Here is a 15,234-nt window from a genome sequence, read left to right on the forward strand (position 1 = left end):
TAACCATCCTGTGTTGGGTTGGATGCCCGGCGCCATCAGGCGTCGGAGGCCATGAAAGTGGTTGGGACCAGAACGGTATCCTGGGGATCCGCCAGTTTGCCCGGGTAATCCAGGTTGTAGTGCAGTCCCCGGCTTTCCCGTCGTTGCAGCGCCGAGCAGATGATGAGGTCGGCCACGGCGACCAGGTTGCGAAGTTCCAGCAGGTCATTGCTGACCCGGTAATTGCTGTAGAATTCACGGATCTCACTGTGGAGCATATCCACTCGATGTTTGGCCCGCTGCAGACGCTTGGTCGTGCGCACGATGCCCACATAGTCCCACATGAAATGCCGCAGCTCATCCCAGTTGTGGGCGATGACCACGTCCTCGTCGGAGTCGCGTACCCGTGACTCGTCCCAGTGGGGCGCCTGTGGGGGCGTCGGCACATGGCGGATCTGTTCATTGATGTCGATGGCCGCTGCCCGGCCGTAGACCAGGCACTCCAGAAGGGAGTTGCTGGCCATGCGATTGGCGCCGTGAAGGCCGGTAAAGGAAGACTCCCCCACGGCGTATAACTGGTTCACGTCCGTGCGCGCCTGCTCATCCACCATGATACCACCGCAGGTATAGTGGGCGGCGGGAACGATGGGGATCGGCTCCTGCGTGATGTCGATACCGTATTCGAGGCAGCGTTCGGCGATGGTCGGGAAGTGCTCGGTAATGAAGGAAGCGGGTTTGTGACTGATATCCAGGTAGAGGCAGTCCGCGCCCAGACGTTTCATCTCGTGGTCGATGGCCCTTGCGACAATATCACGGGGCGCCAGTTCCCCGCGTTCATCAAAACGGTCCATGAAACGGCTTCCATCCGGAAGCAGCAGGTGCCCGCCCTCGCCGCGGACGGCCTCACTGATCAGGAACGACTTGGCCCTGGGGTGATAAAGGCAGGTGGGGTGGAACTGGTTGAATTCCATGTTGGCAACCCGGCAGCCTGCCCGCCATGCAATGGCGATACCATCGCCGGTGGCACTGTCCGGGTTGCTGGTATAGAGGTAAGCCTTACTGGCGCCACCCGTTGCCAGTATCACAAACCTGGCCTGGAACAGTTCCACCTCCTGGGACTCGCGGTTGAAAACGTAGGCGCCAACACAGCGGTTGCCGGGAAGGAAGAGTTTTTTGTGGGTGATCAGATCCAGCGCCATGCGGTTTTCATAGATGTGGATGTTGGCGGCATCCCGCGCGCGCTGGCAGAGCACTGTTGATATGGCCTGGCCGGTGGCGTCCGCCGCGTGGATGATGCGTCTGTGGCTGTGGCCACCCTCACGGGTCAGGTGAAAGTGCTCGCCATCGGACCGGGTGAAATGCACCCCCTGCTGCACCAGCCACTCAATGCTTTTCTGGCCGTCATGGACGGTACGCCGTACCGCATCGTCATGGCACAGGCCCGCACCGGCGTCCAGCGTATCCGCCACATGGGCTTCTTCACTGTCGGTTTCATCGAGCACGGCCGCAATGCCACCCTGCGCCCACTGTGTGGAGCCGCTGTCGAGCGTCGTCTTGCTGATGACGGCAATGTCCAGATCACTGGACAGGTTGAGCGCTGCGGTCAGGCCCGCGGCGCCGCTGCCGATGATAAGCACGTCGTGACTGTGGAATTTGCTCATGCTGCTCCTGGGAAACGTTGAATCGAGAGCGGGCCTCGCTATTGAACTAAAGTTTGCCCTGCCTGTCTATTTCGCTCAATGTCTGGTGATACGTTCCGGTGGCCTTGAGAAGATGATTGAAGATGGTACCTTTGATTGATGTCCACCATGATTGAACAGACTGGGACGGTAACCGCCAAAGGCAACGGCCGGATTCACGTGAAAGTGGATCCATCCCCGGGGTGTGCACGCTGTGAAGCGGGGCAGGGGTGTGGCCAGGGCCTCATTGGCCAGCTTGCAGGTCAGTCGGCTCACGGTGTCCCGGTTCCGGAACCGGCAGGCATAGAGGTTGATGTTGGCGATGTCGTGGTGCTTGGTATGGCGCCCGGAGGGCTTCTGATGGCGTCGTCACTGGTTTATCTGATGCCATTGGTGCTGATGATGCTTGCCGCGCTGGGTGCAGGTGTGCTCTGGCCAGGATCGGAGGCTTTAGCGGCGGTCTCGGGTATAAGTGGTCTTGCAGCAGGCTTTGTCGGGGTGCGTTATCTGGTTCGCGACCGCCGGCTACGCGGCCAGTTCGAGCCGCAACTGCTGCGCATGGCATCCGGGGCAGCTGACGAATTGTTAACTTGAAAATTCGGACCGGAGCCACACATTGTCCGGTGACAATCTGATTGACTGACTTCAACAACTTTCATTCGCCGCGTAATCCAATTCATGGAGACGTTATGCAAAAGACCCTTCGCGCTTTTTCAGTCTTTCTGGTGATGCTGGCATTCATGGCAGCCGCCACTGCCGTACCGGCCCAGTCCAGGAGCGGGTTGCCCGATTTCACCCAGCTGGTCGAGGATAATGCCAATGCCGTGGTGAACATCAGTACCACTTCCAAGGTAAACCGTGGGGTGTCGCCCTTCGGCGACGGGCAGATGGAGCAACTGCCCGAGTTCTTCCGGGATTTCTTCGAGGATCGCTTCCGGGGCAATCCCATGCCCCGGGGCGAGCAGGAAAAACAGTCCATGGGGTCGGGCTTTATCGTTTCCGCTGATGGCTACATTCTTACCAACAACCATGTGGTTGAAGGCGCGGATGAGATCATCGTCCGGCTCAATGATCGGCGTGAGTTGGAGGCGGAAGTGGTGGGATCGGATGCCCGTTCCGACATTGCGGTGCTCAAGGTTGAGGGTGAAGACCTTCCTGCGGCCAAGATTGGAAACTCGTCAGATCTCGAGGTTGGGGAATGGGTTTTCGCCATAGGTTCTCCCTTTGGCTTTGACTACACGGTGACCTCGGGCATCGTAAGCGCGAAAGGCCGTTCCCTGCCCCGGGACAACTATATACCCTTTATCCAGACCGATGTGGCCATTAACCCCGGGAATTCCGGCGGTCCCCTGTTCAACATGGACGGCGAGGTGATTGGCGTGAACTCGCAGATCTACACCCGTTCTGGCGGGTTCATGGGCGTCTCCTTCGCCATCCCGATGGATGTGGCCATGGACGTCTTTGAGCAACTCAAGAAGACGGGCAGTGTTACCCGTGGCTGGCTGGGGGTGATGATCCAGGAAGTGAATCGGGATCTGGCGGAGACCTTTGGACTTGAACGTCCCTACGGAGCCCTTGTGGCCGATGTGGTACCGGATTCGCCGGCTGCCGAGGCAGGCCTCCAGTCCGGTGACGTCATCCTCGAGTTCAATGGCGAGGAGATAACCCGTTCTTCGGACCTGCCACCGAAAGTGGGTCAGGCGGATGTCGGCAGTGAAGCAGAGCTGACCGTAATGCGTGACAAGGAGCGGCAGACGGTGACCTTCGAGGTTGCCAAACTGCCCGAGGATGATCAGCAGGTCGCGCAGCAGCAGCCGGAAACGGATACTGGCAATCGCCTTGGGCTGCGGGTCAAGGATCTGCCTGAACAGCTTGCCCGCGAGTGGGAACTCGATGGTGGTGTCCTGGTGACTGAAGTCGGTCGTGGACCGGCACGCCAGGCGGGTATCCGTCGCAACGATGTGATCCGCAAGATCGGCAATCAGGGAGTGACCTCCGTCAGCGAGTTCCAGGAGGTTGTTGACAGCATTCCGACGGGGCAGCCGGTCGCGGTGACCCTGATCCGCCAGGGCACCCCACGCATTGTGGCGATCCGTGTTCCCGAATGAATGACGGTGCCTGCCGGTGATGCGAAAACCCGCCTCTGGCGGGTTTTTTTGTGCCATGGTCTTTCCGGTGGCTGTCCGGTAAAATCGCGCAGACTCGTGGGCCCGACACATCCCCACGTTTCCCGGCAATCAGGTTGGAGCTTCAGTGAGTGATCTAAGCCACATTCGCAACTTTTCCATCATCGCCCACATCGACCATGGCAAGTCCACGCTCGCCGACCGTTTCATCCAGGTCTGTGAGGGGCTGACGGATCGTGAAATGGCGGAGCAGGTGCTGGATTCGATGGATCTTGAGCGTGAGCGCGGTATCACCATCAAGGCCCAGAGCGTGACGCTCAAGTACCGGGCGAAGGATGGCAACGTCTACGAACTCAACTTCATTGATACCCCGGGACACGTGGACTTCTCCTATGAGGTGTCACGGTCCCTCAAGGCCTGTGAAGGGGCACTGCTCGTGGTGGATGCCGGCCAGGGTGTGGAGGCCCAGTCGGTGGCCAACTGTTACACGGCCATGGATCAGGGGCTTGAGGTTATTCCGATCCTCAACAAGATCGACCTGCCGCAGGCGGATCCGGAGAAGGTTATGTCCGAGATCGAGGACGTGATCGGAATCGATGCCAGTGGTGCCGTGCCCTGCAGTGCCAAGAACGGCACTGGCGTAGAGGACGTTCTGGAGGCGTTGATTCACCGCATTCCGCCACCTCAGGGGGAGGTGGATGAGGCCCTGCAGGCACTGATCATCGACTCCTGGTTCGACAACTACCAGGGCGTCGTCTCGCTCGTGCGGGTGATGCACGGCAGTGTGCGCAAGGGCGAGAAGGTCCTGGTCAAGTCCACGGGCAAGAGCCACGTGGTGGACAAGGTCGGGTACTTCAATCCCAAGCCGACAACCATCCCGGAACTCAAGGCCGGGGAGGTAGGCTTCATCGTCTCCGGGATCAAGGACATCAAGGGCGCGCCCGTGGGTGACACCATAACCCACGCTAATACGCCCGACGTGGCCCAGCTGGAAGGGTTCCAGAAGGTCAAGCCGCAGGTGTACGCGGGCATCTTCCCGGTCTCCTCGGACGATTACAACGCCTTCCGGGATGCCCTTGAGAAGCTCACCCTCAATGATGCCTCGTTGTTCTTCGAACCGGAGAGCTCTGATGCGCTCGGTTTCGGATTCCGCTGCGGCTTCCTCGGTATGCTCCACATGGAGATCATCCAGGAACGGGTGGAGCGCGAATACGGCATCGACCTCATCACCACCGCACCGACCGTGGTCTACGAAGTGGTGATGGTGGACGGCAGCGTCGAGTACATCGAGAACCCGTCGCGCCTGCCGGATCCGGCCGAGATCGAGGAAATCCGCGAACCGATCTGCGAGGCGAACATACTGGTTCCGCAGGAGTTCCTGGGTAATGTGATTGCGCTCTGCGAGGAGCGCCGGGGCAGCCAGACGAGCATGAACTTCCTGGCGACCCAGGTCCAGGTGGTCTATGAATTGCCCATGAGCGAAGTGGTTCTGGATTTCTTCGATCGACTCAAGAGCGCCACTCGTGGCTACGCATCCCTGGACTACCAGTTCCAGCGTTTCCAGGCGGCGAACCTGGCCCGTCTCGATATACTGATCAACGGGGATCGTGTCGATTCACTCGCCATCGTGGTCCATCGGGAGCAGGCCCACAGCAAGGGGCGGGCGCTGGCAGAGAAGATGAAGGAACTGATTCCGCGCCAGATGTTTGATATTGCCATCCAGGCTGCGATCGGGAACCACGTGGTGGCCCGCCAGACCGTCAAGGCGCTGCGCAAGAATGTAACGGCCAAGTGTTACGGCGGCGACGTCAGCCGGAAGAAGAAACTGCTCCAGAAGCAGAAGGAAGGCAAGAAGCGCATGAAACAGGTCGGCAATGTGGAAGTGCCCCAGGAAGCCTTCCTTGCGGTATTGCGGGTGAATGATGACTAGGACGGCCCATGAACATTAATTTTCCGCTTCTGCTGGTGGCGCTGACGGCAGCGGCCGGCATTATCTGGCTCATCGATGCACGCTTTTTCAGGCCGGCAAGGCTGGCGCGCTACGAGGAGGAGGGGGCACGCAAATCGGTGGAAGAGGCAGCGGACGCCGAGGATCCGGATCAGCCCTGGCTGGCCGAGATCAGTCGCTCCTTCTTCCCGATCCTGCTGGTGGTTCTGCTGTTGCGCTCCTTCCTGGTGGAGCCCTTCCAGATCCCGTCCGGCTCAATGCTGCCGACGCTGCAGGTCGGGGACTTCATCCTGGTCAACAAGTTCGCCTATGGGTTGCGGTTGCCGGTGGCCCACTACGAGTTTCTCAGTGTGGACGATCCCGAGCGCGGGGACATCATGGTCTTCCGTTATCCTGTTGAGCCTTCTATCAACTATATTAAGAGGGTAGTGGGAACACCTGGTGACCGGGTTCGGTACGAGGATAAGCAGCTATATATCAATGGTGACCGGGTTGAGACGGATTTCGTGGCACGGCTCCCGAATGAAGATTTGCTGGAGGAGACGCTCGATGGAACACGCCATCGCCTGCTTCATTCATCCGGGCGCAGCGATCCCAGGGCGGAAGGCGAGTGGGTCGTTCCCGATAACCACTACTTTGTCATGGGAGACAACCGGGACAACAGCCGTGACAGCCGTTACTGGGGAATGGTTCCGGAAGACCATGTGGTGGGCGAGGCCTTTGCCATATGGATGCACTGGGAATCCCTGACGAGCCTGCCGAGTTTCCATCGGGTGGGTTGGATTGAATAACACTAGCAACAGGGCAGCTTATGTTGAATGACCAACGTCCCCCCAGCCACCAGGGTGGCTTTTCCATGATTGCCATCATGATGGCAATCATAATCGGTTTTTTTCTCCTCACCGTGGTGGTGAGGGTTGTTCCTGTCTATATCGATGACTTCACGCTCAGTCAGATCATCGACTCCATTGATGACCGCGATAGTCGCCGCGGTATTGACTCGGAACGTGACGTCCGTGTGTACCTGAAGAAACGCTTACGACTGGAAAGGATTGAAAGCGTCAGCGTTTCAGATATGGATATCAAGTATGGCAATGAACTGCTCACGATTGATTTTGAGTACGAGGCCCGAACGCCGTTCATGGGTAACATTGATACGGTCATCAAGTTTGAACACCACCACGAGATGGGGGTTCAGTGACGGAAGCGGAACGCCTTGCTCAGCTACAGAAACGCATTGGTTATCATTTTGCCGACCTGGATCACCTGAGACTGGCACTGACCCACCGAAGCTATGCCGGCCGCAACAATGAACGCCTGGAATTCCTGGGGGATTCCATCCTGAACATGGTGATGGCCCAGTACCTTTTCCATCAGTTTCCACAGGCCCGTGAGGGCCAGCTCAGCCGTCTGCGTGCCCGGCTGGTTCGCGGTGTAACGCTCGCGGAGATTGCCCTGGAGTTCGAGCTGGGGGATTGTCTCCGTCTGGGCTCCGGGGAGCTCAAGAGTGGCGGATTCCGTCGCGAGTCCATCCTGGCCGATGCGGTTGAATCCATTGTCGGGGCCATTTATCTGGACAATGGCCTGGAAGCGGCCCGGGAACGACTGCTGGCCTGGTACGACAGGCGCCTCGACAACCTGAGCCTGCAGGACACGCAGAAAGACCCGAAGACCCGGCTTCAGGAGTATCTCCAGTCCCGGCGCCAGGCGCTGCCCCAGTATGAGGTGACGGCGGTTCGTGGTGAGGCCCATCAGCAGACCTTCTATGTGACCTGCACCGTGCCGCTTCTGGACGAGCCTACCGAGGGTCGTGGCGGAAGCCGACGAACCGCCGAACAGGAATCCGCGCGCGCCGCACTTGAAGCCATAGGGGCAGAAGGATCCAATGAATGACTGATCAACCGGAACGCTGCGGATTCATCGCCCTGCTGGGCCGGCCCAACGTGGGCAAGTCCACACTGATGAATCACCTGCTCGGGCAGAAGCTCAGTATTACCTCGCGCAAACCGCAGACCACCCGCCACCAGGTTCTGGGAATTCATACCCTGGATAGAGACCAGATGATTTTTGTGGATACGCCGGGTATCCACACCGAGGAACCCAGGGCCCTGAACCGTCATATGAACCGGGAGGCGACGACGGCTCTCCGGGATGTGGATCTGGTGATTTTCGTGGTCGAGCGTGATCTCTGGAATGAGGGCGATGCCCATGTTCTTGAGAAGCTGTCCCACCTGGAATGCCCGGTGATACTGGTCATCAACAAGGTCGACCGGATGGCGGATCCGGACCAGCTGCTGCCACACATGCAGTGGCTCAGTGAGCAGTACCCCTTTACGGAAATCGTCCCCGTTTCGGCCCTGCGTTCCCGCAACCTGGACCGCCTCGAGGAGACCATCCGCGGTTATCTGCCCGAGGGTCCGCATCACTTTGAGCCCGATGAGCTGACCAACCGCAGCTCCCGTTTTCTGGCCTCGGAGCTGATCCGCGAGAAGATCACGCGCCAACTGGGAGCCGAACTTCCCTATACCATGGCCGTGGAGATTGAGGCGTTTGAGCAGGAAGGCCGGGTGCTGCACATCAACGGCCTGATCCTTGTTGAGACCAAGGGCCAGAAGAAGATCGTCATCGGGGAGCAGGGTGCGCGTCTGCGCCAGATTGGCAAGGAAGCCAGGGAGGACATGGAGGCCCTGTTTGACCAGAAGGTGATGCTGCGTCTCTGGGTCAAGGTCCGCAAGGGATGGGCGGATGACGAACGGGCACTGCGAAGCCTGGGGTACGGGGCAAGCTGATGCCGGGTGGCGAGCTGGAGGCGGCATTTGTGCTGCACCGTCGCCCCTACCGGGAAACCAGCCTGATCGTGGACTTTCTGACCCTGAATCATGGGCGCCTTTCGGCCGTGGCCCGGGGCGCTGGTCGGGCGGGTAACCGCTGGCAGGCGGAACTCCAGCCCTTTCATCCCCTTCGACTCTCCTGGCGCGGTAACCGTCCGCTGAAAACGCTCACCGGCTCTGAATCCACGGCGCCCGCCCTGAACCTCAAGGGGAACCGGCTTTTCTGTGGTTTCTACCTCAACGAATTGCTGCAGCGCCTGCTCACGGAGGCGGAACCTGCTCCGGGGCTCTTCAGCGCCTACCTCAATGCCCTGGAAGAGCTGACCCGTGCGGATGCCCCCATGGAGCCAATACTCCGTCGGTTTGAGCAGTATCTTGCGACGGAACTTGGATTTGGTATCTCATGGGGCCAGGCGATGGATACCGGCAACGCCGTATACAGCGAGGGCCGATACGGTTTTGACCCGGGGCGCGGCGTTCTGGAGACCGAGCGGGGCGTGGTGGAAGGGATTGCCGGCTGGCAACTCCTGGCCCTGGCCGGGGATGACCTGTCCGACCCGGGGGTTCTGAGGTTGGCGAAGCAACTGATGCGCTATCTGATGGATCACCTGTTACAGGGGCGCCCGCTGCACAGCCGTCGCCTTTTCTCTCAAAAAGGAGTCCAGTAATGACGGAGACGACCCAGTTCCGACCCCGGGGCGTACTGCTCGGGGTCAATATTGACCATGTGGCCACCCTGCGTCAGGCCCGCGGCACACGCTACCCGGATCCCGTCCAGGCGGCGCTGCTTGCCGAGGAGGCGGGCGCCGACGGGATTACCGTGCATCCCCGGGAGGATCGGCGCCATATTCAGGACCGTGATGTTCACCTGTTGCGCGAAACCCTGTTAACGCGGATGAATCTCGAAATGGCGGTCACCGACCGGATGCTGGCGTTCGCGGAACAGGTCAGGCCCGAGCACTGCTGTTTTGTGCCGGAAAAGCGCGAGGAGCTGACCACCGAGGGTGGGCTCGACGTGGCCGGTCAGAGGGAACGCGTTGCCGACGCCTGCCGGCGGATGGCGGAGCTGGGCTCGGAGGTGTCACTCTTTATCGACCCGGAGCCTGAGCAGATCGACGCGGCAGCGGCGTGCGGCGCTCCGGCCATCGAGCTCCACACGGGCGAATACGCGCTGGCAGCCAATGAACAATCCCGGAAGAGGGAGCTGGTGCGTCTGAGTGACTGCACGGCCTACGCGACGTCGCTGGGGCTGGTCGTTAACGGCGGCCATGGTCTTCATTACCATAATACTGCGGAGGTGGCCGCAATCCCGGGTATGAACGAGCTCAACATCGGTCATGCCATTATCGCCCGGGCCCTGATGACCGGGCTCAAGGAATCGGTCGGGGAGATGAGGAACCTTATTGACCGGGCGACTCGTCGTTAGCGACCGTGCGAAGCTGTTCCTGCCAATTGGTCTGCCGACACCAGTTCTCGAGCCGGTCAATGGCCTCAATCAGGGCATCAATGGCGTCACCAATGCCATCCTCGCCCTGTTTGAGCATGGATTCGAGCTTATTGGCGCGGGCCCGCAGCTCGGGAACGCCAGCGTAGCGTGTGGCGCCGTGCAGCTTGTGGACCCGCTCCAGCAGTGCCTTCTGTTCCCCGTTCGCGTAATGGGCCCGAATCGCATCCCGGTCGTGATGCACATGGTCCAGGAGCATGCTCAGAAGCTCCTCTGCCAGGTCCACCTTTCCCCCGGCCAGCTGTACGCAGGCGTCGGGGTCCACCACTGACTGTTGCCGGGTTCTCGCCGAGGGCCGGATTGCCGGCGCTTCTGTTTCTGTTTCGGGGGCATCCTCGGCCTGGATGCCCGTGCCGGTATGGCGCTCAAGCGTGCGAGCAATCATGGATTGGCTGATTGGTTTGGTCATGTAACCATCAAACCCGGAGCCCAGCAGTTGTTCGCGTTCCTCCGACAGGGCGTGGGCCGTCAGGGCGATTACCGGCAGGCGTGCGTTGGCATTATCGAGGGTACGTATGCGCGCTGTTGTCTCGGTGCCGTCCATCCCGGGCATCTGAACGTCCATGAAAACCAGGTCAAAGCGGTTCTTCTGGAGATGCTGCAGGGCCTCATAGCCGCTTGATGCGCCCTGGACCGATAGATTGAGGTCGCGCAGCAGTGTCACGATCAATTTGAGGTTGGCCTCGTTGTCATCCACCGCCAGAATACGGGGAGAGTCCGTGTCAGGGCCCAGTGCCGGTATACGTTCCCGGGGCTGGCGCGTGGTGATGTCCGGCTCCTGACCATGGACCAGCTGATAGAGCTTCTCAAACAGGCGCTCCCTGCGAACGGGCTTGGTCAGATGGGCTGACACCAGATCCACCAGAGAGCTGTTTTCCTCATTGAGGGTCGGTGTGAGCAGAAGGACCCGGCAATCACACTCGTATTCCAGGGTGCGAACCAGCTCCCTGTGCTGGTTGGAGTGCAGCAGGTGGCGAGCCAGTCCGAGGATGACCACGGCAAAGCCCAGCTTGCCGGTCTGCGCCTCCTGGACGGCCTGGATTACCTCAGTCGGCGTGGCTGCCCGCTGCACGTCCATACCCCACTCCCGCAACTGGTTCTCGGTGGCCAGTCCCGTGGTTTCCTGGTATTCCAGGTAGAGCGCGCGTTCCTGTTCCAGGCCTTTACGAACGGGTTGAGAGTCGTTTTCAGAGGCAATATCGGCGGGCAGAGTAAACCAGAAACAGGAGCCCTTGCCGAGTTCGCTTTCCACGCCAATCTCGCCGCCCATCTCCTCAACCAGGCGTCGTGAGATGACAAGGCCAAGCCCAGTCCCTCCGTATTGGCGGGCCGTGGAGGGATCCGCCTGGTTGAAGGCGTGGAAGAGACTCTGCTGCTGGTTCTGGGAGAGGCCGACGCCGGTATCCGTAATGCTGATACGTATGCGGGTGCCGCTGCTGTCATCGTCGTCCAGCATGGCCCTGAGCACCACCTCGCCGCTCTGGGTGAACTTGATGGCGTTGTTGATGAGGTTGGTGATGACCTGTTTGATCCGCAGCGGGTCCCCCATGATGGCGTCCGGCACGTCGTTGTAGACCAGCGGGACCAGGTCCAGGTTCTTGTCGTGGGCCGCCGGCGCCAGCATCACGATGACCTCCTCAATGGTGTCGCGCAGACGGAAGGGGGTGCGATCCAATACCAGCTTGCCTGCCTCGATCTTGGAGAAGTCCAGTATGTCGTTGATGATGGTGAGCAGGATTTCGGACGACTTGCGGATGGTGCTGAGATGATCCCGTTGCTGGGCCGATGACGGCGATTTGAGCAGCAGGTCGGTGAAACCAATGATGCCGTTCAGGGGCGTGCGGATCTCGTGACTCATATTGGCCAGGAATTCGGACTTGATCCGGCTTGCCTCCAGGGCCTGTTTCCGGGCCAGGTCCAGTTCGATGTTCTGGACCTCAATGGTTTCCAGGGTTTCCCTCAGGTCCTCGGTGGCCTGGTCCACATTCTGCTGCATCTCGTCCTGGGCCTGCTGCTGGCTCTCGGCCACGGCATTGAGGCCCGCGGCCAGTTCCTCAAGTTCGGGGCTGGCGTCCATGTCCACTCGCGTATCGAGTTTACCCTCGCGCAGGCGGCTGATCGCACGCGTCAGTTCGTGAATGGGGTCGGTGACCGAGCGGCTGAGATGAACCGCGATCAGTGTGTTGATCAGCAACCCACCACCGATCAGCAGCAGGCTGACCAGCAGGGCCTGGTACTGTTCCTTTTCCGTGGTGGCATGGGAGAGTTCCACGCTGGCCCAGCCCAGGGGAGTCTCCTCCGAGTCCGATGAGGGTTTGTTCATATCCAGGAGTCCATCGATCATCAGGTCCTGGGGGTAGATGGGAGCAATGAACAGGGAGGCATCCTCACCCTCGCGCATGCTTGAACTGGTGACATTCTGAATCAGTTCAGGCCCGGGTACCTGGCGTCTGGGGCCCGTGTGGACCAGCTCACGGCCATTGCTGTCATAGATGGTGACCGCACGCACGTCCTCCTCGTCCAGTATTGAGCTGGCCACGCCAAAGAGCAGGTTGCGGTTACCCGTGAATGCGCCATACTCGGACGCCGAGGCGAGCTGGCGGCTGAGCGAATGGCCCCGGTCCTGTAACATGTGGGTGAGATTGCTGACCCAGCTGTGGGTGAAGTAGACGCCCACCACAATCATCAGGACCATGGTGGGGACCAGGGAGAGGAAAAAGACCTTTTTCTGAATTCCCCAGCGGCGCATCGGAAGGGTTCGCCCCCTGCATTTGAAGTCATCGGGCCGGTTGGGCACGGGCCCGGATCAGCGTATCATGTGCTCCGGATGCTAACACACCAGACCAGCGGCTGTGCTCCGCCGGTGTCACATTCAACGGGAGACGGCACTCATGGCATACCCCACCATTGAAGATTATGTAGGCAATACGCCCCTGGTGCGGCTCCAGCGGTTGCCCGGTGATACCACGAACACCATTCTGGTCAAGCTTGAGGGCAATAATCCTGCCGGCTCGGTGAAGGACCGCCCGGCCATGAGCATGATCCGGGAAGCGGAACGGCGTGGCGAAATCCAGCCGGGGGATACGCTGATCGAGGCCACCAGTGGCAACACCGGTATTGCTCTGGCCATGGCCGCCGCCATCCGTGGCTATCACATGGTGCTCATCATGCCCGAGCACATGAGCGAGGAGCGCCGGGCCTCAATGCGGGCCTACGGGGCCGAGATCGTGACCGTTACCCGCGAGGAGGGCATGGAAGGCGCCCGCGACCTGGCACAGCAGATGGCCGGTGAAGGGCGTGGCCGGGTGTTGGACCAGTTTGCCAACCCGGACAATCCACTGGCCCATTACCGCACCACGGCGCCCGAGATCTGGGAAGGCACTCACGGGGCCATTACCCATTTCGTATGCTCCATGGGAACAACGGGCACTGTCATGGGAGCGTCGAAGTATTTCCGGGAGCGCAATCCTGACATCCAGATCATTGGCCTTCAGCCAGCCGATGGCGCGGCCATCCCCGGTATCCGGCGCTGGCCCGAAGCCTACCTGCCGAGTATTTTTGATGCCTCCGCCGTGGACCGCACCCTGGAAATGGGCCAGCAGGAAGCCGAGGATACCATGCGGGCCCTGGCGTCCCAGGAGGGCATCTTCTGTGGCGTGTCTTCCGGTGGCTGTGTTGCCGGCGCATTACGGATTTCCCGGGAGGTTGAAAATGCCACCATCGTCGCCATTATCTGCGACCGGGGCGATCGGTATCTTTCAACGGGTGTATTTTCCCAGGAATAAGAGCCAGCCCCCGTCATGCATGAACAGCAGAGGTCCCCATGAGCCGACGCCGGCGCGGCCCGCGTATCCCCAGTGAACCTGTCAGTCTTGAGATAGAAAGCCTCAGCCATGAAGGCCGCGGGGTGGCTCGGAACGAGGGCAAGACTGCCTTTGTGGACGGAGCCCTCCCCGGAGAGCGGGTCCTTGCCCGTTATCTCGAGGTGCGCCGGCGCCACGACGGGCTCAGAGCTCTTGAGGTGGAGGCCTCGCCTTCGCCGCAGCGGGTCGAGCCGCCGTGCCCCCATGCCGGGCTCTGCGGTGGCTGCAGCCTCCAGCATATGGATCCGGACGCCCAGATCCGCTTCAAGGCGGATACGCTGAGGGAGCAGTTCACGCATTTCGGGGGTATCGAGCCTCTGGAATGGGCGGAGCCGCTGACCGGCCAGACGCTGGGTTACCGTCGCAAGGCCCGGCTGGGCGTGCGCTATGTGACCAAGCGTGATGAAGTGCTGGTGGGCTTCCGGGAAAAGCGCAACAACTTTATTACCGCCATTGATGCCTGTGTCGTCCTGGATCCCAGGGTGGGGCAGCGGATCGAGGCCCTGAAGGAACTCATTCACGGGCTCTCCGTCTACAACCGCATTGCCCAGATCGAGGTGGCCTGTGGCGATGACGATGTGGCGCTCGTCCTTCGCCACCTGGACCCGCTGTCAGAGGCGGACAGGGAGGCCCTGGTTGCCTTTGCGCAGCAGCACGACATCCAGATCTACCTGCAGCCCAAGGGTCCGGATACGGTCCACCGCCTCTGGCCGGAGTCAGGGCCGGAGCGGCTGCATTACCGCTTGCCGGACTCCGACCTGGAAATGGTCTTCCACCCCATGGATTTCACCCAGGTCAATGCCGATATCAACCAGCGCATGATCAAGCAGGCAATGGACTGGCTTGCACCCGAGCCGGACAGCCGGGTTCTCGACCTGTTCTGCGGGCTGGGCAACTTCTCCCTGCCGATTGCCCGTCATGCAAGGGAAGTGGTTGGCGTTGAGGGTGACGAAGCACTGGTGGTGCGGGCGCGTGAGAATGCGGAACACAACCGGCTGGCTAATGCCCGTTTTCTGGCCACGGACCTGCAGGCGGATTTCACCACCGAACCCTGGGCGCGCGAGGGCTTTGATCGCATCCTGATTGACCCGCCACGTTCCGGCGCCCAGGAGGTGGTTGAGACCCTGGCCTCGGCGGGCGCTGAAAGGATTGTCTATGTCTCCTGCAACCCGGCCACTCTGGCCCGGGATGCGGGTATTCTGGTGAGCAAGGGGTATCGGCTCGTGCGAGCCGGTGTTATGGATATGTTCCCCCACACCGCCCACGTGGAATCCATGGCGTTGTTTGAGCGGGAGTCGTCCTGA

At 60.5% G+C, this 15,234-nt stretch carries 13 protein-coding genes; 11 read left to right on the plus strand and 2 right to left on the minus strand.

The genetic code is table 11. The annotated features are described in order from the left end of the window. Nucleotides 1–35: 35 nt before the first annotated feature. Nucleotides 36–1,640, minus strand: coding sequence for an L-aspartate oxidase (gene nadB / locus DES49_RS12275; RefSeq protein ID WP_133736719.1), 1,605 nt, complete (start codon nucleotides 1,638–1,640; stop codon nucleotides 36–38). 147 nt (nucleotides 1,641–1,787) lie between these two features. Here nadB and DES49_RS12280 point away from each other — a divergent pair, with 147 nt between their 5' ends. The 9 genes from DES49_RS12280 (at nucleotide 1,788) to pdxJ (ending at nucleotide 9,989) form a co-directional block, all read left to right on the plus strand. Then, complete coding sequence (locus DES49_RS12280; protein ID WP_166646078.1) at nucleotides 1,788–2,252, plus strand: SoxR reducing system RseC family protein; 465 nt, start codon at nucleotides 1,788–1,790, stop codon at nucleotides 2,250–2,252. Nucleotides 2,253–2,347: 95 nt separating this feature from the next. Further along, on the plus strand, nucleotides 2,348–3,766 hold the full coding sequence (locus tag DES49_RS12285) for a DegQ family serine endoprotease (RefSeq protein WP_208297041.1): 1,419 nt from the start codon (nucleotides 2,348–2,350) through the stop codon (nucleotides 3,764–3,766). 145 nt (nucleotides 3,767–3,911) lie between these two features. Next, on the plus strand, nucleotides 3,912–5,714 hold the full coding sequence (lepA, locus tag DES49_RS12290) for a translation elongation factor 4 (RefSeq protein WP_133736721.1): 1,803 nt from the start codon (nucleotides 3,912–3,914) through the stop codon (nucleotides 5,712–5,714). 8 nt (nucleotides 5,715–5,722) lie between these two features. After that, nucleotides 5,723–6,523 carry a signal peptidase I gene (lepB, locus tag DES49_RS12295; protein ID WP_133736722.1) on the plus strand — a complete coding sequence of 267 codons (801 nt, stop codon included), beginning with the start codon at nucleotides 5,723–5,725 and terminating at the stop codon, nucleotides 6,521–6,523. A gap of 77 nt (nucleotides 6,524–6,600) precedes the next feature. Then, complete coding sequence (locus DES49_RS12300; RefSeq protein WP_166646079.1) at nucleotides 6,601–6,933, plus strand: DUF4845 domain-containing protein; 333 nt, start codon at nucleotides 6,601–6,603, stop codon at nucleotides 6,931–6,933. Then, a complete protein-coding gene (gene rnc, locus DES49_RS12305) occupies nucleotides 6,930–7,625 on the plus strand; it encodes a ribonuclease III (protein WP_133736724.1) in 696 nt (231 codons plus the stop codon). The genes DES49_RS12300 and rnc overlap by 4 nt, the downstream gene beginning before the upstream one ends. Further along, on the plus strand, nucleotides 7,622–8,521 hold the full coding sequence (gene era, locus DES49_RS12310) for a GTPase Era (protein WP_133736725.1): 900 nt from the start codon (nucleotides 7,622–7,624) through the stop codon (nucleotides 8,519–8,521). Before rnc ends, era begins: the two co-directional genes overlap by 4 nt. Then, nucleotides 8,521–9,231 (plus strand): DNA repair protein RecO, encoded by a 711-nt coding sequence (gene recO / locus DES49_RS12315; RefSeq protein ID WP_133736726.1) that lies wholly within the window; start codon nucleotides 8,521–8,523, stop codon nucleotides 9,229–9,231. Before era ends, recO begins: the two co-directional genes overlap by 1 nt. Beyond that, entirely contained in the window at nucleotides 9,231–9,989 is a 759-nt protein-coding gene (pdxJ, locus tag DES49_RS12320) for a pyridoxine 5'-phosphate synthase (protein WP_133736727.1), read from the plus strand. The genes recO and pdxJ overlap by 1 nt, the downstream gene beginning before the upstream one ends. Here the strand turns inward: pdxJ and DES49_RS12325 are convergent. After that, nucleotides 9,964–12,816, minus strand: a complete 2,853-nt coding sequence (locus tag DES49_RS12325; RefSeq protein ID WP_133736728.1) for an ATP-binding protein — start codon at nucleotides 12,814–12,816, stop codon at nucleotides 9,964–9,966. The two genes, pdxJ and DES49_RS12325, sit on opposite strands and share 26 nt — an antisense overlap. Nucleotides 12,817–12,958: 142 nt before the next feature. On the opposite strand from DES49_RS12325, the gene cysM reads away from it, so the two are divergent. Together cysM and rlmD are read left to right on the plus strand one after the other, a co-directional pair. Then, entirely contained in the window at nucleotides 12,959–13,852 is an 894-nt protein-coding gene (gene cysM / locus DES49_RS12330) for a cysteine synthase CysM (RefSeq protein ID WP_133736729.1), read from the plus strand. 38 nt (nucleotides 13,853–13,890) lie between these two features. Continuing rightward, nucleotides 13,891–15,234 carry a 23S rRNA (uracil(1939)-C(5))-methyltransferase RlmD gene (rlmD, locus tag DES49_RS12335; protein ID WP_133736730.1) on the plus strand — a complete coding sequence of 448 codons (1,344 nt, stop codon included), beginning with the start codon at nucleotides 13,891–13,893 and terminating at the stop codon, nucleotides 15,232–15,234.

Origin of the sequence: Halospina denitrificans, from assembly GCF_004364635.1 — a bacterium.
GTDB lineage: Bacteria > Pseudomonadota > Gammaproteobacteria > Pseudomonadales > Oleiphilaceae > Halospina > Halospina denitrificans.